We start from the raw sequence: 22,351 nt of genomic DNA on the forward strand, positions 1-22,351 counted from the left end.
CGGTTGCCTAATTACTCTGCTGATTGAGCCCCTATTTTCGATGGCTTGGCTATACAAAAGGAGGGGGGGGATTGTTAGGGTTTCAGCTCGTTTTGCCGGTCTATACGGCGCTTCACATCGCGCCAGCGGCTGCGAATCTGCGTCGCGCGCAGCTTGCCTGCCTCAAAAGCCTCGTTCTTGTTTGCGCCCAGGATGCCCTTACGGTCCTTGCTGGCCACGGTCGCCAGGAACTCCGTCGGGGTCTGCTTGCCTTTGCGATCGGCCGCAGTCACTTCATCGGCATAAACGATCACCTCGAAACTGAGGGTGTTCGGGTGTGCCGGCAGCGGACTGCGGCCATGCGGGTAGACGCCAGGCCCCAATCCATGCAGATTTGCCCGGGCGTGGAAATCACAGATGTCGACGCGCGGATGGCGTGGCGACAGGAGGAACTTGGTACCGATCGAATCCATATCGGCCGCGGCACTGCTTTGGTAGGCGAACGCATGCGCACGGTTCAGTTCGGTGCGCATAACGCGCTCGGCATTGTCGACCGGCGCACCCTTGCCAGTCAGCAGACCCTGGGAGACTGCTTTTTTTATGCTGTCGACCTTGCCCGCTTCCTGAGCCAAGGCCAGTTCGGGCGGCGGCTTGACACCTTGAGCCAGGAAATCACGTGCAGCCTGGGTCGCGCCATCGCCGCGCACTACCGCGTTTTGCACGGCGCCGCGCACGATGTCATTTGCATGCCGGTCAATGCGCCAGATGCGGTCTGACAATTTGAGCTTGTCCGGACCCACGTGAGACCAGACCGACCGCACTGCATCGGCACGCATGGCGGCCAGCTGGACGTTGCTGATCCTGCCAATAAATGGGCGCACACCGATTTCCGCCGCCTTGTCGATGCCGCTGGCCAGCGCCGCGTTGCGGGCGGCAGCCAGGTTGTTAAGCCTGGCCTGAATCTGCTGCATCAGTTGTGGCATTGCACTAGGCCTGATTGCGCCTGCAGCTGCAACGGCTGCGCTGCTGCTACCAGGTATGGCGGCCGCGCCGGTCCATGCGCCAGCACTGGCGGCGCCGGGGGCGATCACAGCAGCTGTCTCGCCAGTGCCTGCCCATACGCTTGCGCCAGCAGCGCTGGCCGCGCCATTTGCGCCGGTAGTGGCTGCGCCTGTCGTCCCTACCCAGGCACTGCTACCGGCGCCGGCGGCGCCCGGAGCAGCGCCTGCCGCAGGTGCCATTCCGGCGGCGCTGCTCAGCATCTGCCCGATATCGTCCACCGCCTCCCGGTAGAGCCGCATGACGGCGACCAGGGCAGCGGTGAAGACTCCCAGCATTTCCTTGCGCCCTTCGGTTGATTTGTCTTTTACGGCCTGTTGCTCTGGCATCAAGTTCATACCCGGCTCCGGATCGCAGTGCCCGATTCACCCTTGCGGCCATTGCCGGGCGTGATGCTGACACGTGGCGCCGCCGGCGGCTGCGGCATGTCTTCCTCGTCGTCGGGATACGGATCGACCTCATTTGCCTGGTGCTTTTTCATTGCTGCAATATAGGCAGGGTCATATCCCAGCTCCTGCCAGATCATGTTCTCGGGCAAGCCCAGCGCCTGCAGCTTCAGCGCCCGGTCGGAGGCCTGGCTCGGCGTTTCGGTACGGCGTTCCGCATAGCAGATACTGAAGTCGGCCTCGGCAGGATTGATGCCTTGCAGCAGCAGATCCATGGCGAACGCCTGCTGATAGCCGTAGGCGAGCGTGTCCTGCATGACGTCGATCTCGTCGAAATAGTCACGTTTCAGGTCCTCCAGAATGTCCCGGTTCAGGCCATCGGTGTAGCCGGCCAGGCCCTTGGGCATCGGGCTACCTGAGAAAAAGCAGTCCAGCAGCAAGGCAATATCGGCCACCTGGTCCAGATTGCTGTCGCCCTGGATCGGCGTTACCGTGCCTTTCTTGTTCTGGAAATAGTCGGTAGTGATCTCGCTCTGGTTACTCACCACTTTCGCCTCGTAGGCCTCAAGATCTGGGCCGCTCGCGCCTTCCAGTACATGCGACAGTCGCAGCGGCGCGCGCACGCGCCGGCGAATGACCAGGTCCTCTTCAGTCATCCGCAGCTTCTTCCAGGTCTCGCGGTTTGCGTCCAAGAACGGCCGGCCGATCGATCCCATGTCGTCAAAATTGTCCGGGTCAAACCGCACCAGGTGGAGCTGCCAGAGGGCAAACTCGGCTTTTACCGCGCCGGTGACCAGATCATGCTGGAAATATGCCTTGGTGACATCCTTGAACACACCCTGATCGTCGACGTTTGGCACGATGGTCTCGGTAGGCATGCGCACCAGTGACTGCACTCGATTTTGATCGTCGAGCACGATTTGCAAGGGCAGGTTGCCCTCCATCACCAGCCCGCGTGCATCCGATTTCAGTTTTTCCATGCGGTTGAGCTGCGTTCGCTGGCGGAACTTTGTCCATGCCTCGGATACGGCAGCGTTTGGCGTCGCCAGCTGCATGACCAGACCGCCCTTGATGACGTCGCGCGCGACGCGGCTGTGGATCATTTTTACGCGGCCGTCGCGCTTGTCCATTTCGCGTACTTCCAGGATTGCCTCGCGCACTTCCGGGTCGGTATAAAACTGGCGGTACAGGCTGCGATAGCGGTCGCCTTCGCGCAGCCGTGTGCCACCCTCAGTGCTGGTTTTAGACCAGGTGGCGGGGAGAATGGCGCGCAACATGCCGCCGATTTTATTCAGGGATAACATCGTTTTCCTTCGTGAGGGTGACAGCGCGCCAGCCGTCGATTAGGCCGTGCTCGTACATGCCTTGGATAAACGCCAGCAATTCGGGGGATTTTTCCTTGATGGTGGCGATCGTCTGGACGATCCGTTCGCGCTCGGCGGCGCTCACGGGAGGCAGGACCTTGCGCGCAAATGGCGGCGCGCCGGCGGCGGGCCGCACGGATGCCGTGGAATTTGCCTGGTATGGTCGATCATCAGCCACGGCTTGCTCCCATCAGCTGCGCGCGCGTCTGGGTCCGGCCGCTGATAATTGTTGGAATGGCGTCGGCGCCGCGCGTGACCAGGCACCATACGCCGGCGCACGCGGCATCGAAATAATCGTCGCCGATTTTGATGTCGACCTGCTTGTAGCTGGGATAGCTGCCTGTTTTGTTTGCGACCTGTTTGATGTTGCCCAGCTGGCGCGTGAAGTTTTGCCACTCCACGTTGTCGGCTGCCGTGCTGTCCTCGTCGTAAGGCGGAATGGCCGCCTGGCGGTTGTGGAGCGCCGCGCGCAGCGCCGATGCCATGCTGTGTTTGATCATGCCCTCGAACCTGATGGGGGCGAACGGCCATTCCACCCAGGTGCTGGCGTTGCTATCGCCGTCGCCGATGGTACGCCGGTCGATATCGGTCAGGCCTTCGGCATACAGGTCGTCATTTACGGAAGTCAGCATGCCGACCCCGTACGCATCGCCCATGGCGGAATCTGGCATGAAATACCGCCAAAACCCTACCAGCGCGCGCCGGATCACGTTGTCGTCGATACCTGGCGGCCAGCTGATGACGTACGGGAAGAAGACGAAATTGCCGATCTGCTCGCATACAACCAGGGCGGACTTGGAAGCAGCAAGGCTTTCACCGTGGCCGGTGTGGTCATACCCGAACGACAGAATGCCGCGCTTCTTGTAACGCTGGCCGGGCAGGGGCCCCGCGGCGGCCAAGCCGGCCTGCAGGCCGACCGTGATCGCCAGCCGGATATATTTCAACCAGATGTGGTTTTGTGCCAGGACGTTCTTGCACAGGTACTGGCGTATGTATTCGCCGCTCGGCATCTCGGTGCGCTTTTGCTCAATGTAGCCCTGGTCGAGGATGCCAAGTTCCAGCGCCAGGTACACATTGACGATCGGCAGCACGTGGTAGGCGCCGGATTCGATCAGGCTCGACAGCGTGTCGGCGCCCTTGAACACGCCGGTGATGCGGATCTGAGGCTTGAAGATGGTGCCTTCCGGCGCGCCCAGGCGTTGCGTGCCGGCCAGCATCGGGAAAAGGCGCGAGTACAGGCGCTCTGCCGGCATGTCATCGATCTCCTCTAGCGAGGCGTATGACAGGCCGTCGCCATCGATCTGCGACATGATGCCGTAGGCCTGGGCGCGGCTTTTGTTGAAAAACTGGTATTTGGTATCCGACTTTTGCACGCGGCCGTTCTTGTACTCCAGGTAGGCCGTGAGGATCGGCGAGCGGTCGACGGCTTCGATGTGATATTTCAGGTTGGCCTGGCTCTGCTGCTGGCGCGGCGAAAAAATGCCCAGCTCTTGGTGCGGGTTGCAGGCAAGATTTTTCAGAGCATGCATTTCTTTAGCCGACGTCTTGCGGCCGCGCCGGCAGGAATAGTCGACGGTGTTCGGGTAGAGGTCCATTTCAATGCACTTCAGGACCTGCATCGGGTCCAGGGTTACGCCATGGACGTGCTTGTGCCACAGGGCGTGATCGTCCTTGTAGCGCAGGATTTCTTCCTCGGCCCGGCTGGCGACCTTGATACGCTGTGACGATGATATGCGTGCGCCGCTCATTTTTCTGTTACGTCCACGTCGATCACATCGCCATCCATGCCATTTTCACGACCATACTCGACAAGCACCGGATCGGCGGAGGTCAGTTTGTTCGAGCGCTGGACCTTGTTCGACAGGTCGCGCAGCGCGGCGACCTGCTGCTGGCGGTACTCGTCGTCGGTGATCAGCGGCGCGGTGTTGCGTGTAACCTGGCCTGGCATCAGGTCCTGGGCCTCGATCACCTTGTTCGTCATGCCCATGTCGGCCAGTGACATATTATTTTTGACCAGCAGGTCGGCCATCACTTTGAGCAGCGGATGGGCTGACACTTCCATGATGGTGCGGCGCTCGCCCGAATCGACATCGGTATAGGTGGCGATGCTCACCGCCCCATTCTCATCAAAATGGAACTCTGGCCGCGTCAGCTTTACGCCGTCGGCGATGATGGTCATGATTACCTGCTGCAGGATGGAAAACACGGCCGCCTGCATTTCGCTGTACATGCTGGTCAGCAGGCCTGGCTTGCGCTGTTCGAAAGCGGCATGGTGGGTCATGAAGTTTTGCGTCTGCTTGACGCAGCACGGCTGGGCGGCGCAAAAGCCGCGGTCGACGTCGCAGCTCTTGCACAAGGCATAGCCGTCCGGCTTGGCCGGGAAATAGGTGGCTACCTTCGCAGAAGCGCCATGCTTCATCGCGTTGAACCGCGTGCGCAGGCTTTCTTCTTTTGTGGGGTGCCCGACAAGGTTTTCAGCGGATGCCGCCTTGCCTTCAGGCGTTGTCGGCCCGGTGGCCGAGCGCCAGGCCTTCATCAGAGAGCGCTCCCAGTGGGCCTGGGCGCATTCGTTGCCACATTCCGGACACTGGGCGTAATAGCGCCACGGGTGCACCTGGTCGCTGGGATCTGCATCCACGCGCGCCGGCGCCGTCTTGAACGAACCATCATTCGCGCACCGGAAGGTGACTTCAGACAATTTTATGCTGGGGTCTTTTTTTGGGGTAGCCACGAGGGGAAGGCGCAAGAATTGAGATTGCCCAATCTTGAACGGTCGTGCACTACAAAAGGAGGGGGGGAGATGTCGGGAAAGGAGAGGAAATACAGAGACTTATGCCGTGCGGATCCGGTGGGTTACCGGCGTCGCTGCCGCCAGGCGGTTCGGCAGCCGTACGTGGAGTTTTACGGTTCGTAGTAAGGACTGCTCGGGGAGCCAGAACATCAGCAGTATCGAAAAAGCCCAGCCTTCACCGGTTGGGCTTTTTGCGTTACAGGCGCTGTTACTTGTTCGCCTGCATTGTGTCCAGCGTCTGGATGATGGCTTCTTGAAATTTCACCGGTTCATCCTGGTGTATCTGATGCCCGGAATGCTCAAAGAGCACCAGCCCTTTTCTTGGCGCCTTCAAGGTGTCGAAATACGCTTGCGTGATCCTGGTCGAGGTCTGGATATCGTTCTTGCCGACGAAAAAATACACGGGGCAGTCAACGCTTTTCAAGGTCTTGGGCAGATCAATGTGCATGACCTCGTTCCAGACGGGCGACCAGGTTTTTGACCATTGAAGAAAGCCCGTCTTGAAACCCGCCGTCGTTGCAAATTCCTTGCCATCCTTGTAAAAAAGCCATTTCCTTAAATAAAACATGCTTTCGTCACTGGCAAATGGGAAGCTGACATTGTTCAGTTCCTGGCTGGCGAGGGCATTGTCCTTGAAGTGGGCTTTCAAGGCTTGCAGCAATTCTTTCTCGCTGTCCAGCTGGCTCACGACAGGATTGGACGCGAAATAGGCATGCAGCAATTCCGGATGATGCTGGACGATGTAAAAGCCCAGGACGTTGCCCCAGGAACTGCCCAGCAAGTATATTTTTTCCTGTTTTAATTCTTTGCGCAGGAATTGGATGACTTGATACGTGTCCTGTTGCATCTGCCCGACGGATGGCTGCGTGGGGGAGGGATTCAGTTTCAAGGTTTTCCCCGCGTCGCGCTGATCCCATTGCACAATCGTAAAGCGGCTTTTCAACACATTGCTAAAGGCATCCGCGCCCTTGATCATGGAGCTTCCCGGCCCGCCGGACAAGAGCAGGAGCACGGGTTTGCTCGCGTCGTCCGTCTTGATTTCCAGCACTTGCTTGATGCCGCCGATGTCGGGCGTCAGGGTGGTGGTGACTTCGGCGGAAACGGGTTTCGTTTCTGCCATGGTTTGCGCCTGGCATCCGTAGAAGGGAATCAGGGCGGCAAAGAGTACTGCCAAGGTCATTTTCATGGTTTGAGGATCAGTTTCAGGTTGCTTGCACGGGCACATTCCGCGCCGCAGTTGAACAGCTATAGATCGCATGGCCTCCATCGGGTACGCCGCTATGCCTCCTTGTCGGAAACCTGGTTTTATAGAAATTGACCTTGCCCGGCATGCGCCGTTTTATTTGCCATGCTGCCAAGTTTTCCGCGTATGCGCAATCATTTCCAGGAAGCCGCAGGCATTCTGTCTGTATTTCGCGCCGCCATGGCGCCTGCGCGAAACGCCGGATCCATGCCGAATCCAGGCAACAATCAAAGACCAAACCCCCATCCCAATACTCCATTGGCAAACAATTTACTTATGTAGGATAATGTGGAACCGGTTCCATTTATGCGTAAATGCAATGTAACGCAATCATCCAAGTCAACAAAACAACAAGTCTTGCGGGAGTCTCATGAACCATCCAGGCAGCGAACCATCTGCAACATCCATTTCATCCCTTCCCAACATCAGCCGCCGCCACGCCCTGATCGGTCTGGCCGCCTTGCTGGCGCAGGCCGGTTTCTGGAGCAATCCCCTGTCCGCCGCCATGCAGGCGCCGGCCAGCACTGCGGCACCCGGCCTGGCGCCCGCCACCATGCTGTTCTACACCTTGTCGCAAACCATCACGGGCCACCGCGACCTGTCCGACGCGACGGCGGCGCGCATCGAGCAAGCCATGCGCACCAACGTGCCCGGCTTTGCCGAGCGCTTGCCGCAGCTGGGCGCGCTGCTCGTCACGGGCCAGGAAGCCAAGGCGCTGCTGGCGGCCGCCACCGCCGCGGACGCCGGCTTGCGTGAGCTGGCGCTGGCCATCGTCGCCGCGTGGTACACGGGCACCGTCGCGGGCAACGCGGCGCAGGGCACGACGTCCATCGTCGTCGCGTATGCGGAAGCGTTGATGTACCGCACGGTGGCCGATGGCCAGGTCGTGCCCACCTATTGCAACTACGGCCCCCTGTGGTGGCTGAAGGCGCCGCCGGCCGTGCGCGTCTCCGCGCCCGTGGCGCCCAAACCCGTACCGGCCCCGGCCACTACCGGCACTCCCGAACCGAAAGGCAAGCAAGCAAAATGAAATCCCCCCAATTCAAGAGTAATGGCGACGTCGTCGCCGATGTCGTCATCGTCGGCACGGGCGTCGTCGGCGCCATGATGGCCGACCAGCTGGCCGCCCAAGGCCATTCCGTGATCATGCTGGAAGCGGGCTTGCGCATCGAGCGGGGCCAGGCCGTGGAAAACTGGCGCAACATGCCGTTCGAGAATCGCGTCGGCTCCGACTTCCAGGGCCTGTATCCGCAGGCGGAGAACGCGCCCGCGCCCCTGTATTTTCCGAAGAATAACTATGTGGAATTGTCCGGCCCCAGCGGCAGCAGTTTCCAGCAGGGCTATCTGCGCACGGTGGGCGGCACGACCTGGCACTGGGCCGCGTCGTGCTGGCGCCATCTGCCGTCCGACATGCGCATGAAAAGCGATTACGGGGTAGGGCGCGACTGGGCCATCTCCTACGATGAGTTGGAGCCCTATTACTGCCGCGCCGAGCAGGAAATGGGCGTGGCCGGCCCCAACGATCCGGCGCTGCAGTCGCCCAGCGAGCGCAGCAAACCGTATCCGATGGACATGGTGCCCTGGGGCTATGGCGACAAGCGCTTCGCCGAAGTGGTCAACCCGCACGGCTACCGCTCCGTGCCGATTCCGCAAGGCCGCTCGACGCGCCCATGGCAGGGCCGCCCGACCTGCTGCGGCAACAACAATTGCCAGCCGATCTGCCCCATCGGCGCCATGTACAACGGCATCCACCATGTGGAGCGGGCCGAGCTGAAAGGCGCGGGCGTGCTGGCCGAGGCCGTCGTCTACCGCATCGACACGGACCAGAACAACCGCGTGACGGCCGTGCACTGGTATGACGCGAAAAAACAGTCACACATGGCGACCGGCAAGGCCTTCGTGATCGCCTGCAACGGCATCGAAACGCCGCGCTTGCTGCTCTTGGCGGCCAACCGGAACAATCCGAACGGCATCGCCAACAGTTCGGACCAGGTCGGCCGCAACATGATGGATCACTCGGGCTTCCACTGTACCTTCCTCGCCAATGAACCGATCTGGACGGGCCGTGGCCCGGCGCAGAGCAGCTGCCTGGTGGGCCCGCGCGACGGCGCCTTCCGCGCGCAGTATTCGGCCAACAAGATGATCCTGAACAATATCACCCGCGTCGGACCCGCTACCCAGCAGTCGTTGAAGCTGGGCCTGGTGGGCAAGGACCTCGACGATGAAATCCGCCGCCGCGCCGCGTTTGGCGTGGACCTGTCGATCAGCCTGGAACCCTTGCCCGAAGCGCATAATCGTTTGACCTTGAGCAAGACGCGCAAGGACCCGCTGGGCCTGGCCTGTCCCGACATCTATTACGATGTGGGCGACTACGTGCGCGCTGGCGCGAAGGCCGCGCATGCGCAGCTCGAGCACATCGGCAAGCTGTTCGGCGCCGTGGAATTCCACATCACCGACAGCCTGAACGCGAACAACCACATCATGGGCGGCGTCATCATGGGCAGTAACCGTCTTGACTCCGTGGTCGACGGCAATTGCCGCGCGCACGACCATGCCAATTTGTGGCTGCCGGGCGGCGGCGCCATGCCGTCGGCCAGCGTCGTCAACACCACCCTCAGCATGGCCGCGCTCGGTTTGCGCGCGGCCGACGACATCGCCCGTACCCTGGCAAGGGAGGCAGCATGATGCGCGGCCTCTTGCTGACGCTGACCCTGGCGGCCGGCTTGCCGCTGGCCGCGCATGCTGTGCCACCTGTTCCGCCCGTCACCCTGACGCCGGACCGCCCGGCCGCGCCGGCCGCCGCAGGTATCTCGGGCACCGATGCGCGCCTGGAGCGGGGCCGCTACCTGGCCATCGCCGCCGACTGCATGGCCTGCCATACGGCAGCCGGCGGCAAGCCGTATGCGGGTGGCTACGCCATCGATTCGCCGCTGGGCACGATTTATGCGACGAATATCACGCCGTCGACAAAAGGCGGCATTGGCCACTACACGGAAGCGGACTTTGCGCGCGCGCTGCGCGACGGCGTACGCGCCGATGGCAGCCACTTGTACCCGGCCATGCCCTACACCAGCTATGCGATGCTGACGGATGCGGACGTGGGCGACCTGTATTACTACTTCATGCATGCCGTCCAGCCCGTCGATGAGCCGGCGCGCCAGACGGCCCTGCCATTCCCGTTCAATGTGCGCCTGTCCATGCTGGGTTGGAACACCTTGTTCCTCGACAATAAACGCTTCGTGCCCGATCCGGCGAAGAGCGCGCAGATCAACCGCGGCGCCTACCTGGCCGAAGGCCTGGCGCACTGCAGCGCCTGCCACACGCCGCGCAACGCGCTGATGGCGGAAATCGGCAGCCAGACCCTGGCGGGCGCGTCGCTTGGTTCCTGGCATGCGCCCAATATCACGTCCGACAAGGTCAGCGGCATCGGCGCCTGGACGGATGCGGAAATCGCCGCCTACCTCAAAACAGGTCACGTGGAAGGCAAAGGGCAGGCAGCGGGCGGCATGGCCGAAGCCATCCAGAACAGCCTGCAATTTTTGCGCGATGATGACGTGGCCGCCATCGTGGCGTACTTGCGCACGGTGCCGGCCGTGCGCGTGCCGGGTCAGGCCAAGGCTGCTTTCAGCCACGGCAGTGCCGCCAGTGAAGAAGCCGCGCTGCGCGGCATGGCCAGTTCCACCGAGCACCATTCCCTGAATAGCGGCGCCGTGCTGTTTTCCGGCTACTGCGCCAGCTGCCATTCGGCCAGCGGCGCTGGCAGCACGGGCCAGGCGTATCCGGCCCTGTTCCACAACACGGCGACGGGCGGCAACACGCCGGCCAACCTGGTCTCGGCCATGTTGTTTGGCGTCGAGCGCAAGATCGAAGGGGAAGGGCACGAAGCGTTCATGCCGCGTTTCGACCAGCGTTCCTACGTGCAGCCATTGACGGACGAGCAGATCGCCGCTATCGCCAACTACGTGCTGAAACAGTATGGCAACCCGGACGTGTCCGTCACCCCCGCGTATGTGGCGCAGGCGCGCAGCGGCGGCGAGAAACCGGTGCTGGCGCGGGCGCAACCGTTCATGCTGCCGGGCGGCATCGTGGGCATCTTGCTGCTGATCGCGCTGTTGGTGTGGCTGCGCCGACGCCGCCAGCGCAAGGAATAAGTGTCGAATCGGCGGCGAATATGAACGTTGGGCGCAACTTGCAGTAAAATGCAGGCTGAAAAATGGTTACGAGCAATCGTAGCCATTTTTTATTCTGGCCCTATCCTGCTTTCGCTCATTTGAAAATTGACAATGTCTCATTCCTTGCATCACCAATTTTTGCGTTTCGCCGCCGTCGGCGCTTCCGGCACGGCCGTGCAATACAGCGTGCTGTGGGGCGGCGTGGAATGGGCTGGCATCAGCGCCGCCGCCGCTTCCGGCATCGGCTACATCCTCGGTTCCGTCGTCAACTACCTGCTCAATTACTTTTTCACGTTTAAGAGCGACAAGGGCCATGGCGAGGCGGCTTCCAAGTATTTCACCCTGCTGGGCATCGGCTGGTGCATCAATACGGGCCTGATGTGGCTGCTGGTACACCAGCTGGGCTGGTATTACTGGCTGGCGCAGGTGCTGGCCACCGGTATCGGGCTGGTCTGGAATTTCGCGGGCAGCCGCTGGTGGGCCTTCAAGCCGGCCAGCGTACCGACCAAGTAAACAGTTGTTGCAAGAAAAAAAGATGCGCATGGGCCAAGACCCGGCGCGCGGTTTTACCAAAACAAGGGGTTAATCATGCAGTTCCTGGAACGCTATTTCAAACTGAAGGACAACGGAACCAATGTGCGCACGGAGCTGCTGGCCGGCCTGACCACATTCCTGACGATGGCCTACATCATCTTCGTCAACCCGTCCATCCTGGGCGACGCGGGCATGCCGAAAGACGCCGTCTTCGTAGCCACCTGCCTGGCGGCCGCCATCGGCACCCTGATCATGGGCTTGTATGCGAACTACCCGATCGCGCTGGCGCCGGGCATGGGTTTGAACGCATATTTCTCGTACACGGTGGTCAAGGGCATGGGCATGAGCTGGGAAGTGGCGCTGGGCGCCGTCTTCATTTCCGGCTGCCTGTTCATCCTGGTCAGCCTGTTCAAGGTGCGCGAGATGATCATCAACAGCATCCCGCCCGCGCTGCGCACGGCGATCACGGTCGGTATCGGCCTGTTTCTGGCCATCATTTCGCTGAAAAGCGCCGGCGTGGTGGTGTCGAACCCCGCCACCATCATCGCCCTGGGCGACTTGCATAAGCCGGCGCCCATCCTGGCCATCCTCGGCTTTTTCATCATTGTTGCGCTGGACCGCCTGAAGGTGCAGGGCGCCATCCTGATCGGCATCCTCGCCATCACGATTGCCAGCTTCTTCTTTGGCGGCAACCAGTTCAACGGCATCGTCTCGCTGCCGCCCGCCATCGAGCCGACCCTGTTCAAGCTCGACATCATGGGCGCGCTGTCGATCGGCATCATCAATGTGGTGCTGGTGTTTTTCCTGGTGGAATTGTTCGATGCGACGGGCACCCTGATGGGCGTGGCCAACCGTGCCGGTTTGTTGAAAGACGGCAAGATGGAACGCATGAACAAGGCCTTGCTGGCCGACAGCACGGCGATCGCCGCCGGCGCCTGCCTGGGCACATCGAGCACCACGGCTTTCGTGGAAAGCGCGGCCGGCGTGCAAGCGGGTGGCCGCACGGGCTTGACAGCCGTGGCCGTCGCGCTGCTGTTCCTGGGCAGCCTGTTCTTCGCCCCGCTGGCGCACACGGTGCCGCCATACGCGACGGCGCCCGCGCTGCTGTACGTGGCGTGCCTGATGCTGCGCGAACTGACCTTCATCGACTGGGATGACAGCACGGAAAGCATTCCGGCCGCCATCACGGCGCTGATGATGCCGTTTACCTATTCGGTGGCCAGCGGCGTGGCGTTCGGCTTCATCACCTACGCGGTCTTGAAACTGTTGACGGGCAAGGGCAAGCAAGTGTCGGTGGTGGCTTACATCATCGCCGCCATCTTCCTGTTCAAGTTTATCTACCTGGGCGAATAGCGAGGAGAGCAGGACAGGCGTCGGCAAGCAGTTGCCGGCGCGATGACCAGGCCGCCCGTGCATCCGCAGGGGCGGCCTTTTTTTGATGATGGCGTCGCTTACATCAGCAGCGCCGCCACCAGGTCTTTCCTGGCGTCGCCGGCGCTGCCGTCGAAGCGCAAGGCCGCTTCCACATGCGCCAGGTGCTCGACCATCAGGCGCGCCGCCAGGTCCGCGTCACCGCTGCGCGCCGCCTCAAGAAAACGGCCGTGTTCGTCGTACGAGCAGGCGGCGGCGTGGCCGGACTGGTACAGCATGGTGATCAGCGAGCTGCGCCCCACCAGTTCGCGCACGATATCGCGCAGCACGGCGTTGCCGGCGATGTCGGCCAGCAAGACGTGGAAGTCGCCCAGCAGTTGCGAGCGCAGCGGCGTCGCCTGTGCCAGCGCCAGGCGTTCCGCTTTCAGGTGCCGCTCCAGCATCCGGTAGTCGGCGGGCTTGGCCCGCGCGACGAATTCGCGCGCCAGGGCCGCTTCGATGATGCGCCGCGCGGCGAAGATGTCGCGCGCTTCCGCTTCGGTGGGCTGGCTGACGAAGGCGCCCTTGTCGGGCACCATGCGTATGAGTTTGTCTTTCGAGAGAATCAGCAGGGCGGCGCGGATCTTGGTGCGGCTGACGCCATACAGCCGGCACAGCGCCTCTTCGCGCAGCCGCGTACCGGGGGGCAATTGGCGCGCCACGATGGCCGCCGCCATATGCTCGGCAATTTCCGCCGAGCTGTCGCCGCTGCCGGGCTTGTCCACCAGGGATGCGCTTGATTCTGTCATGTCGAGTGAGAGCAGTCAGCCAGGGGCAAGGATGAGCCTTGCAAGCGCATGCTGGCAGCGCGGTGGTCGACGCCCCGCTGCCGGCATGCCGTTAGCGCCTTGCGTGTCGGCAAGGCTTGGCTATTCTACTATCTTGCGTGGCGCCGCGCAGACGGACGCAGCCACCTGGCAAGGCTTGTTCCCTGGCGGCGTATTTTGCTGGCCATGCGGATTGAAACTGGACATGAGAAATTTTGACGTATATAATTCGGCCTCCTTTCCCTGATAGCTCAGTTGGTAGAGCGACGGACTGTTAATCCGCAGGTCCCTGGTTCGAGTCCAGGTCGGGGAGCCAGAACAAGCAGTAGCAAAGGGCCACGTGGCAACACGTGGCCCTTTTGTTTTGCGCGCACGGTTTCCCGTTCACGCTTGCCCTCCCGTCAGTGTCTTAGCGACATGCGCGGTGCCGGTTGGCTGGTGGCAGGGGCATGCTCAGTGTTTCCCCGATCAGGGATCGACAAACACGTCGAAACGCACCTTGAGCGGGCTGCCCCATGAGATATCCACCCAGGCACGGAAGCCGCCGTTGTACGGTGCGATGTTGTACACGGCCATGCGGGCGGCGCCGATGAAACGGTCCTGGGCATTTGCGCCATATTCGCTGATGTTGAGCAACACGCGCGAATTGGCTTTCACATTGGCATTGACGAAGTTGACCGAAGGATGCACGCCATTGGCGGTCCACGTGTAATAGGTGGTGAAGGCGGCGGCGCTCAGGTTCAAGTCCTGTGCGGCTGCGCCTTTTGCGCTTTTGCCTTCCTGCTCCATCGGCGCAGCGGCTTCTTCCAGTGCCAGGTTGCTGCCGGTGCGATGTTCTACTTTCATTTCCATGATGTACTCCTGCTCGATAGTTTGGACGCCGCACCTGTCGTCGTGCGGCAAGACGCCCTATCTGTTGCCGTGACGGCCAGTGTCACGTCTTGGCTGATAAGGTAGCCGCCTGCTCCATGCTGTTGGAGTAAGCTATTCTAGGTAAACGTGCAGGCAAAAAGCGCGCGGCGCCACCGGAAAAACGGCCCTCACTTGTGCTGGCGCAAACACCGTGCAGGCAAATCGCAAGATCTTTTCCCGCAGGCTATTTTTATGGGGCCGTCACGCATGGCGCGCAGGACAATGGCACAATAGGCGCAGCCGACCTGTCGATGCGCAACCCGTTGCGAGCCTAGCCCATGCCGATACTGAACCTGAGAGCCGAAACCGATATCTATTACGAATTGATCGAGGGCGACCCCGCCAAGCCCTGCCTGGTATTCCTGCACGAGGGACTCGGCTGCTGTGCCATGTGGAAAGATTTCCCCGCGCAGCTATGCCAGGCGACGGGCTGCCGCGGCTTGCTGTATGACCGCCACGGCTATGGGCAATCGTCGCCGCTGGCGGCGCGCCGCCAGCTCCATTATTTGCACGACTACGCGCTGTGCGAGTTGCCGCAAGTGCTAGCCGCACTGCTGCCGGGGCAGGACCATTTTCTCATCGGCCACTCCGATGGCGGCAGCATTGCCCTGATCTACGCGGCGCAGCAGCCGCCGCGCTTGCGCGGCATCATCACCGAAGCGGCGCACGTGTTTGTCGAGGGCGTCACGCTCGATGGGATTCGCGTGGCGGACGCGGCGTTTGGCGCGGGCAAGCTGCGCGCGCTGGCGAAATACCATGGCGACAAGACGGAATCGATCTTCAAGGCCTGGTCGGATACCTGGCTCAGCTACGGTTTCCAGTTCTGGAACATCGAATACCTGCTGCCTTCCGTCGAATGTCCGGCGCTGGTGCTGCAGGGCAGCGAGGACCAGTACGGCAGCGCGGCCCAGGTCGACACGATCGTGGCGCAGGCTCTCAACGCCGTGCCCGCCATGGTCGAACAATGCGGGCATGCACCGCACCAGGAGCAGCCGCAGGCATTGCTGGCGCTGATGGAAGGTTTTTTGCAAGGCCGCATGGACGCGGTGACGCACCCGCGAAACACCTGAGTTTCTCAATGGCAGGCGGGATCGCTGTCCCAGCGGCCCGAGCAGATGCGCGAGCGGCACAGCATGCCTTCGATCAGGCCCAGCTGCTTGCAGCGCTGCAATAGTTCCGCCGTTTCCTGTTCTTGCTCCTGCCTGCGCAGCACCACGTCGCGCACGGGTGTTGCCGTGCCTTCCTGCCGGTGCGCATGGGCCACCATCGCCGTCAGCAAGGCGACGTCGCTGTCGCCGGGCGCGGCAGCCGGCCTCGGCCCCTGCGGACGCGCGGGCGGTGCCGCCTTGCGTGGCGCACTGGCGCGCGCGCTTGCCGTTGTGGCAGCGACCGCAGGCAAGGGCGGGGCCGGCGTATTGACGATGGTGGCCGCCGGCGCCGCGTGCGGGGGCGCCACGGGTGCGGATGGCCCCGGCAGTACGGGCGCAGCCACAGTCATGGCCGTGGCGGGCGCCGGCGGCATGCTGCTCGTGTCATAAGCGAGCACGGCCAGCACCGCCAGGCACAGCGCGCCAGCGGCCCAGTGCCGCCAGCCGGGGCGCCAGCGCAGGGCGGGCCTGGCCGCAGGCGCGGCGACGCCGTGTTCGAGCTGCGACAGGATACCCTTGCCGTCGCTGTGCGCGCCAGCCGTGCCGGCCTTGCTCAGCAGGTCAGGACCGTGCGCCTGGCCATCCCCGGTTTTCAATAGAGACAAAATATCACCTCCGCAGTGGATCAAACTCGACTGACCTTGATGTAAACCGCGCTCATGCGGGCCGCGGACGCCTACGATCTAGCGATACCGCCGAGCAATTGCCTGCCCGGCTCCGACTATCCCATCACGGAGCGCCCCATGTTCGTCGCCCTGGTCCTGATGTATTTCCTGCTGGCCTGTCTTGCCTGCTGGCTGCTGCTGTTTCCCGGCGGTCGCGCCATCGTGCTGCACACGCTCGTCAACCTGGGCTGGCGCGTGCAGCGGCGCGCGCAGCACCTGAAGGGCGGCAGCGGCGCGCAGTGGCAGCGCATGCGGCAGCACACGGGCTCGGGCATGGCGCGCGCCTGGCAGCTGCTGTGGCGGCATCGTTGGCTGAGCCTGGCAGGCAGCGTGCTGGTCATCGTGCCGCCCCTGCTGGCGTGGTTGTCCAGCGACCGCATCGCCTTGCGTGGCTATGCCGACCGGCAACACGTCATCAACGACCAGGTCAGCGACTTGCTGAAAGGCGAGCAGCTGGTGCCGCCGCCAACCTTGCCGCCGCTGCTGTTTTCCACGGCGGAAGTGACGCAATTGCGCCCGCTGCTGGGTGGCGCCAGCCGCAACTGGCAATTGCTCGACCACGACTACGCGCAGCGCCTGCTGCTGGTCTTCAAGATCATGAAGGACGTGCATGGCTACGATATGGTCTTGCTGGAAGGCTACCGCAGCCCCGCGCGCCAGGACCAGCTGGCGGCGGCCGGCCCGAACGTGACCAACGCCAGGGCGTTTCAAAGCTATCACCAGTATGGCCTGGCGGCCGATTGCGCATTCATGCATGAAGGAAAGCTCATCATTTCTGAAAAAAATGCCTGGGCCATGCGTGGCTACCGTTTATATGGCGTGACGGCCGAATCGGTGGGCCTGCGCTGGGGTGGGCGCTGGGCCATGATGGATTTTGGCCACACGGAATTGCCGCAACCGCGCGTGCTGGGCAAGTAAGCCGCGCCAGCCATTCTAGCGCCGCGCCGCGCCATCATTTTCACAGCTGCAAGCTTGCTTGCGCAGCGTCAATGGCACGCCAGCGCCTGCCGTGCGCTGGCGCCTGGTACTTGTCATATGTCAACAAAGGCGCGCCGACTTGCTGTCAGCATGGGTCGAATCCGCCTTGCTTTGCGACCTCACCCTGGACTCATCATGCTGCGACGAATCTGGTATTTCCTCACCGACAGCCGCAATCTGACCATCCTCGGCTTCGTGGCGCTGGCCGTGTTCCTGTATCTGGGGGCCGAGGTGCTGGAAGTGGCGCTGATCTGGGCGCTGGCCCTGCTGTTGCTGGCCTTTGTCACGTGGCTGGGCCTGTGGCTGTGGCGCCGGCGCCGCGCGCGGCGCGACGCCCAGGCGCTGGGGCAAGCCATCCTCAACGAGGCCGAGATCGCCGCCGCGCAAGCGGCCTCGGCCTCGACGGCCAACAGCACCCAGCAGGGTGAACTCGACGCGGTACGCACGGGCATGCTGGCCGCCATCGAGACCATCAAAACGTCCAGGCTGGGCCTCAAATCGGGCGCCGCCGCCCTGTACGAATTGCCGTGGTACATGATCATCGGCAATCCGGCCGCCGGCAAGAGCAGCGCCATCCTGCATTCTGGCCTGCAATTCCCTTTCGCTGACGGCAAGGTCGTGCAAGGCGTGGGCGGCACGCGCAACTGCGACTGGTTTTTCACCACGGATGGCATCGTGCTCGACACGGCGGGACGTTATTCGGTCGTCGACGAGCATCGCGGCGAGTGGTTCGGCTTTCTCGACCTGCTGAAAAAATACCGGCGCAAGGCACCGATCAACGGCATCCTCATCGCCGTCAGCATCGCCGAGCTGGGAGGCAACCCCGACGTGGGCATGCAACTGGCGCGCAGCCTGCGCAAGCGCGTGCAGGACGTCATCGAACGCCTGGAAGTGTTCGCCCCCCTGTACATCGTGTTTACCAAGGCGGACCTGATCGCCGGCTTCACGGAGTTTTTTGCCGATGCCGAACGCAGCGAACGCGAGCGCGTCTGGGGCGCCACCATGCCGTACCAGCGCAAGCTGCCCACGGCGGACCTGCTGGCGTTTTTCGACCAGAGTTTCGATGAATTGCACGATGGCTTGACGGAGCTGAGCCTGGCCAACATGGCGCACCGGCAACGCAAGACGATGGCGCCCGGCGTCTTCACCTTTCCGCTGGAATTCGCCGCCATCAAGCCGGCCCTGCGCGCCTTCATCGCCACCCTGTTCGAGGAAAACCCGTTCCAGTTTCAGCCCGTGTTCCGCGGCTTTTATTTCACCAGCGCGCTGCAGGAAGGCGAGCCCGTGAGTGCCTCCTCGCAGCAGGTAGCGCGCCGCTTCGACCTGGCCTTCACGCCGTCCCCGGCACCGGCCGCGGTGCCGTCCGGCGCGCGCCAGCATGGCTATTTCCTGCTGGAGTTGTTCCGCAAGGTGATTTTTGCCGACAAGCACCTGGTGGCCAACTATGCCAACCGCGCCAAGCTGCGCTTCAAGTACGCCGTGTTCTTTGCCGCCACCGTGTCGCTGGGCGCCTGCCTGGGCGGCTGGAGCTGGTCCTACCTGGGCAACCGGCAACTGGTGGCCAACGTCGAGGCCGATCTGAACAAAGTGGTGAAGCTGCAGGAGCGCCGGCTGGACTTGCAGTCGCGCCTGGAAGCGCTGGAGATCTTGCAGGATCGCATCGAGCAACTGGAAGCGTACCGCACGCAACGGCCGTGGTCCTTGCGCCTGGGCCTGTACCAGGGCGAGTTGCTTGAGCGCAAGCTGCGCGAGGAATACTTTGCCGGCGCGCGCCAGGTCATGCTGGACCCCGTGGCGGGCGCGCTGGAAGCCTTGCTGTTCGAGATGAACGCCAGCGCCGACCAGTTGCAGCCCACGGCGCGCACGCCGCAGACACCGGCCGCCGCGCCAGCCGCCGCATCGCCAGCTACGCGCTCGTTCCAGTACCAGGCTGCGTCGCCGACGAATGTGGAAGATGCCTACAACGCGCTGAAAACCTATCTGATGCTGGCCGACAAGACGCATGCGGAAAGCAGCCACCTGAACGACCAGCTGACGCGCTTCTGGCGCGGCTGGCTGGAAGGTAACCGGGGCGCCATGCCGCGCGAGCAGATGATACGCAGCGCCGAACGGCTGCTGACGTTTTACCTGGCGCAGATCGGCGATCCGTCCTGGCCGCGCATCGAGCAGAAGCTGGCGCTGGTCGACCAGGCGCGCGAAAACCTGCGCCGCGTGGTGCGCGGCATGCCGGCGCGCGAGCGCGTGTATGCCGACATTCGCGCGCGCGCCTCGACGCGTTTTCCCGGCATGACGGTGGCGCGCATCGTCGGCGAACAGGATCAGGCGCTGCTGGCGGGCAGCTACGCCGTCTCCGGCGCCTTTACGCGCCAGGCGTGGGAAAAATTCGTCGAGGGCGCGTTTCGCGACGCCGCCAACCGCGAGCTGCAAAGCGCCGACTGGGTGCTGAAAAGCGCCTCCACCGACGACCTGACCCTGGAAGGCAGTCCGGAGCAGATCGAGAAAAACCTGGTGGCCATGTACAAGGCCGACTACGCGCGCGAGTGGCAGAAATTCGTGCAGGGCGTCGCTGTCGCCGACCTGAAAGGCTTCGACGGCGCCGTGCAGGCGATGAACCGCCTGGGCGACCCGCAGTCGTCGCCGATCGCCAAACTGCTGACGACCATCTACGATGAAACCTCGTGGGACAACCCGGCGCTGCAGAATGCGCAATTGCGCAAGGCCGAGCGGGGCATCATCGCCTGGTTCAAGGAAACCGTGCTGCGCCGCGCGCCGTCGCCGCTGACGGCCAATCCAGGTCTCAATGCGCAGCTCGACCCGGCCCGCCTGGATAAACCCATGGGCCCCGTGGGACGCGAATTTGCCGGCGTGGGCAAGCTGGTGGCGGCCAGGGACAACAATGCCTCGCTGATGCGCGCCTACCTGGAAGCGCTGTCGAAACTGCGCAGCCGTTTGAACTTGCTGAAGAACCAGGGCGACGCGGGGCCGGGTGCGCGCCAGTTCATGCAGCAGACCCTGGAAGGCAGCGGTTCCGAGCTGGCCGACGCCCTGAAGCTGGTCGACGAGCAGGTGCTCACAGGGATGAGCGACGCGCAAAAGCAGGCGATTCGACCCATCCTCGTGCGCCCGCTGATGCAGACCTTTGCCGTCATCGTCGCGCCGGCCGAACTCGATATCAACAAGACCTGGGCGGCGCAGGTGTACGAACCGTTCCAGAAATCGCTGGCCAACAAATATCCGTTCGCGCCGACGGCGCGCATCGAGGCGAGCAACCTGGAAATCGGCCAGTTCTTCGGCCCGGAAGGCCTGGTGGCGAAATTCGTCACCACCTCGATGGGCCCCCTCGTGGTGCGGCGCGGCGACGTGCTGGCGCCGCGTACCTGGGCCGACATGGGCATCAGCCTGTCGCCGCAGGTGGTGGCGCGTTTCCCCGGCTGGATCGCGCCACTGGGCGCGGGCGGCGTGGCGGCCACGTCGACGGCGGCGCAAACCGTGTTCCAGATCCAGCCGTCGCCCGCGCCCGGCACGCTGGAGTACACGGTGGAGATCGACGGGCAGCAGCTGCGCTACCGCAACACCCCGGCGCAGTGGACGAACATGCTGCATCCCGGCCCGCAAGGCGCATCGGGCATGCAAGGGGCGCGCATCACGGCCGTCACCTTCGACGGGCGCACGGTGGAACTGTTCAACGAGCCGGGGCAATTCGGCCTGAAGCGCATGATCGATGCGGCCACCAAAAAGCGCAAGGAGGGCGGCGTGTTCGAACTGCGCTGGGCGCGCGGCGAGGTGGCCGTGGCGGTCGACCTGAAAATTACCAGCAGCGCGGAAACGACGGGCGCCGGTGCGGGCGGGACTGCGGCGCTGCAGGAGCAGGGTTTTCGCGGCATGCAGCTGCCCGAGACCATCGTCGGTGCTGCGGCACCCGCGCCGGCCATTGCCGCCGCAGCCGTGGCCGGGGTGGCGCCATGACGCGCGCGCAACAGCAGGTGCGCCTCGGCTACTTCGGCAAGATCCCCGCGCGCGGCGACTTCATCAAGGCTTGCGACAATCACGCGCTGGTGCAGCTGCTCGACGACTGGCTTGCGCAAGTCATGAACGCCCTGACGGCGGAACCGCGCTGGAAGCTCAATTACGACGCCTTGCCGCCGCTGCGCTTCGCCTTTGTCGGCACGCGCAGCCGGCGCGCCATTGCCGGACGCCTGGAAGCGAGCAACGACCAGTCGCAGCGGCGCTTTCCCTTCATGGCCATGGGCGCGCTGGAAGTCGATGACGCCGACGCCTTTGTCGCTTGCAGCCCGCTGGCGCTGGCGCCGCTGTGGCAACGCGTGGAGCAGCTCTCGCAAGGCATCGTGAGCAGCGCCGAACCGGGACCGGCGCTGCTGGCGCTGGCCGGCAACGTGGTCGAAGTCGAACCGGCCGCAGCGTGCCACGCGGCGCGGCTGGCCGCTTTCTTGCAGGAGCAGACCGTGCACGGCCTGCAAACGATGCTCGCTTCGCCAGCGTTCCCGGTGACGCTGCGTGAATTGCTGCTGGGTCTGGGCCTGCTGCTGCAGCCGGTACGCCAGAGCGGCTTGCCGCGCCTGGAGAAAAGCCTGGTGCTGCCGCTGCCGCACGAGGCACAGCTGCGCGAGCTGGTGGCCAGCTTCTGGCTGCACCTGATCGCGCCTTTCCTGCGCCAGGCCGATTTCGAACTGGCGCTGTTTTTCTCTCACCTCGACGAGGCGCCCGTGCTGGTGATCGGTTTTTGCGGCGCCGACCCGCACGGCTTGCACGCGCTGATCGATCCGCAGGCTGGCAGCGAACGGCTGATCGTGTTCGACCAGCTCGACTGGGTCGAGGAGCAGCTGGGAGACGATGCGGCGCTGCGCCAGTTTTCCGCCTGCCTGCAGCAGGAGCAGCTGTCGCTGCGCTCGGCCTGCGCCATGTTTGCCGCCACCTTTGCCTGA

The 22,351-nt window shown here is 63.2% G+C and carries 18 protein-coding genes and 1 tRNA gene; 10 read left to right on the forward strand and 9 right to left on the reverse strand.

From position 1 onward, the window contains the following. Positions 1-74 precede the first annotated feature (74 nt). The 6 genes from ACP7DW_RS23750 to ACP7DW_RS23775 form a co-directional block, all read right to left on the reverse strand. A complete protein-coding gene (locus tag ACP7DW_RS23750; protein WP_426056858.1) occupies positions 75-1,376 on the reverse strand; it encodes a hypothetical protein in 1,302 nt (433 codons plus the stop codon). Continuing rightward, on the reverse strand, positions 1,373-2,728 hold the full coding sequence (locus tag ACP7DW_RS23755) for a hypothetical protein (RefSeq protein ID WP_426056857.1): 1,356 nt from the start codon (positions 2,726-2,728) through the stop codon (positions 1,373-1,375). Before ACP7DW_RS23755 ends, ACP7DW_RS23750 begins: the two co-directional genes overlap by 4 nt. Then, positions 2,712-2,966 (reverse strand): hypothetical protein, encoded by a 255-nt coding sequence (locus ACP7DW_RS23760; RefSeq protein ID WP_426056856.1) that lies wholly within the window; start codon positions 2,964-2,966, stop codon positions 2,712-2,714. Before ACP7DW_RS23760 ends, ACP7DW_RS23755 begins: the two co-directional genes overlap by 17 nt. Next, complete coding sequence (locus ACP7DW_RS23765) at positions 2,959-4,536, reverse strand: hypothetical protein (protein WP_426056855.1); 1,578 nt, start codon at positions 4,534-4,536, stop codon at positions 2,959-2,961. The genes ACP7DW_RS23760 and ACP7DW_RS23765 overlap by 8 nt, the downstream gene beginning before the upstream one ends. Next, entirely contained in the window at positions 4,533-5,486 is a 954-nt protein-coding gene (locus ACP7DW_RS23770) for a hypothetical protein (protein WP_426056854.1), read from the reverse strand. Before ACP7DW_RS23770 ends, ACP7DW_RS23765 begins: the two co-directional genes overlap by 4 nt. A 301-nt stretch (positions 5,487-5,787) precedes the next feature. After that, the gene (locus ACP7DW_RS23775; protein ID WP_426056853.1) at positions 5,788-6,699 is read right to left on the reverse strand and encodes an alpha/beta fold hydrolase; all 912 of its coding nucleotides are present in this window, start codon (positions 6,697-6,699) and stop codon (positions 5,788-5,790) included. A 493-nt stretch (positions 6,700-7,192) separates the two neighbouring features. Here ACP7DW_RS23775 and ACP7DW_RS23780 point away from each other — a divergent pair, with 493 nt between their 5' ends. The 5 genes from ACP7DW_RS23780 to ACP7DW_RS23800 all read left to right on the forward strand — a co-directional run bounded on the left by ACP7DW_RS23780 (position 7,193) and on the right by ACP7DW_RS23800 (position 12,881). Next, a complete protein-coding gene (locus tag ACP7DW_RS23780) occupies positions 7,193-7,852 on the forward strand; it encodes a sugar dehydrogenase complex small subunit (RefSeq protein ID WP_426056852.1) in 660 nt (219 codons plus the stop codon). Continuing rightward, positions 7,849-9,507, forward strand: a complete 1,659-nt coding sequence (locus tag ACP7DW_RS23785; RefSeq protein WP_298409877.1) for a GMC family oxidoreductase — start codon at positions 7,849-7,851, stop codon at positions 9,505-9,507. Before ACP7DW_RS23780 ends, ACP7DW_RS23785 begins: the two co-directional genes overlap by 4 nt. Beyond that, entirely contained in the window at positions 9,504-10,973 is a 1,470-nt protein-coding gene (locus ACP7DW_RS23790; RefSeq protein WP_426056851.1) for a c-type cytochrome, read from the forward strand. Before ACP7DW_RS23785 ends, ACP7DW_RS23790 begins: the two co-directional genes overlap by 4 nt. Positions 10,974-11,105: 132 nt before the next feature. Next, on the forward strand, positions 11,106-11,507 hold the full coding sequence (locus ACP7DW_RS23795; RefSeq protein ID WP_071076306.1) for a GtrA family protein: 402 nt from the start codon (positions 11,106-11,108) through the stop codon (positions 11,505-11,507). 75 nt (positions 11,508-11,582) lie between these two features. Next, the gene (locus ACP7DW_RS23800; RefSeq protein ID WP_298409879.1) at positions 11,583-12,881 is read left to right on the forward strand and encodes an NCS2 family permease; all 1,299 of its coding nucleotides are present in this window, start codon (positions 11,583-11,585) and stop codon (positions 12,879-12,881) included. A 98-nt stretch (positions 12,882-12,979) separates the two neighbouring features. On the opposite strand, the gene ACP7DW_RS23805 is transcribed toward ACP7DW_RS23800, so the two are convergent. Next, positions 12,980-13,687: a GntR family transcriptional regulator gene (locus ACP7DW_RS23805; protein ID WP_071076308.1), complete on the reverse strand. Its 708-nt coding sequence runs from the start codon at positions 13,685-13,687 to the stop codon at positions 12,980-12,982. A 258-nt stretch (positions 13,688-13,945) separates the two neighbouring features. On the opposite strand from ACP7DW_RS23805, the gene ACP7DW_RS23810 reads away from it, so the two are divergent. Beyond that, positions 13,946-14,021 (forward strand) — tRNA-Asn (locus tag ACP7DW_RS23810). 152 nt (positions 14,022-14,173) lie between these two features. Here ACP7DW_RS23810 and ACP7DW_RS23815 read toward each other — a convergent pair. Then, positions 14,174-14,557: a hypothetical protein gene (locus ACP7DW_RS23815; RefSeq protein ID WP_298409881.1), complete on the reverse strand. Its 384-nt coding sequence runs from the start codon at positions 14,555-14,557 to the stop codon at positions 14,174-14,176. A gap of 338 nt (positions 14,558-14,895) precedes the next feature. On the opposite strand from ACP7DW_RS23815, the gene ACP7DW_RS23820 reads away from it, so the two are divergent. Next, positions 14,896-15,687: an alpha/beta fold hydrolase gene (locus ACP7DW_RS23820; protein WP_298409882.1), complete on the forward strand. Its 792-nt coding sequence runs from the start codon at positions 14,896-14,898 to the stop codon at positions 15,685-15,687. Between the two features lie 5 nt (positions 15,688-15,692). On the opposite strand, the gene ACP7DW_RS23825 is transcribed toward ACP7DW_RS23820, so the two are convergent. Continuing rightward, positions 15,693-16,370: a hypothetical protein gene (locus tag ACP7DW_RS23825; RefSeq protein WP_426056849.1), complete on the reverse strand. Its 678-nt coding sequence runs from the start codon at positions 16,368-16,370 to the stop codon at positions 15,693-15,695. A gap of 138 nt (positions 16,371-16,508) precedes the next feature. Here ACP7DW_RS23825 and ACP7DW_RS23830 point away from each other — a divergent pair, with 138 nt between their 5' ends. The 3 genes from ACP7DW_RS23830 to tagF all read left to right on the forward strand — a co-directional run bounded on the left by ACP7DW_RS23830 (position 16,509) and on the right by tagF (position 22,351). After that, positions 16,509-17,348, forward strand: coding sequence for a M15 family metallopeptidase (locus ACP7DW_RS23830; RefSeq protein WP_298409884.1), 840 nt, complete (start codon positions 16,509-16,511; stop codon positions 17,346-17,348). 195 nt (positions 17,349-17,543) lie between these two features. Next, positions 17,544-21,374 carry a type VI secretion system membrane subunit TssM gene (gene tssM / locus ACP7DW_RS23835; protein ID WP_426056848.1) on the forward strand — a complete coding sequence of 1,277 codons (3,831 nt, stop codon included), beginning with the start codon at positions 17,544-17,546 and terminating at the stop codon, positions 21,372-21,374. Beyond that, complete coding sequence (gene tagF, locus ACP7DW_RS23840) at positions 21,371-22,351, forward strand: type VI secretion system-associated protein TagF (protein WP_426056847.1); 981 nt, start codon at positions 21,371-21,373, stop codon at positions 22,349-22,351. The genes tssM and tagF overlap by 4 nt, the downstream gene beginning before the upstream one ends.

This window comes from Janthinobacterium sp. PSRC1-1 (assembly GCF_049897525.1).
GTDB lineage: Bacteria > Pseudomonadota > Gammaproteobacteria > Burkholderiales > Burkholderiaceae_D > Janthinobacterium > Janthinobacterium tructae.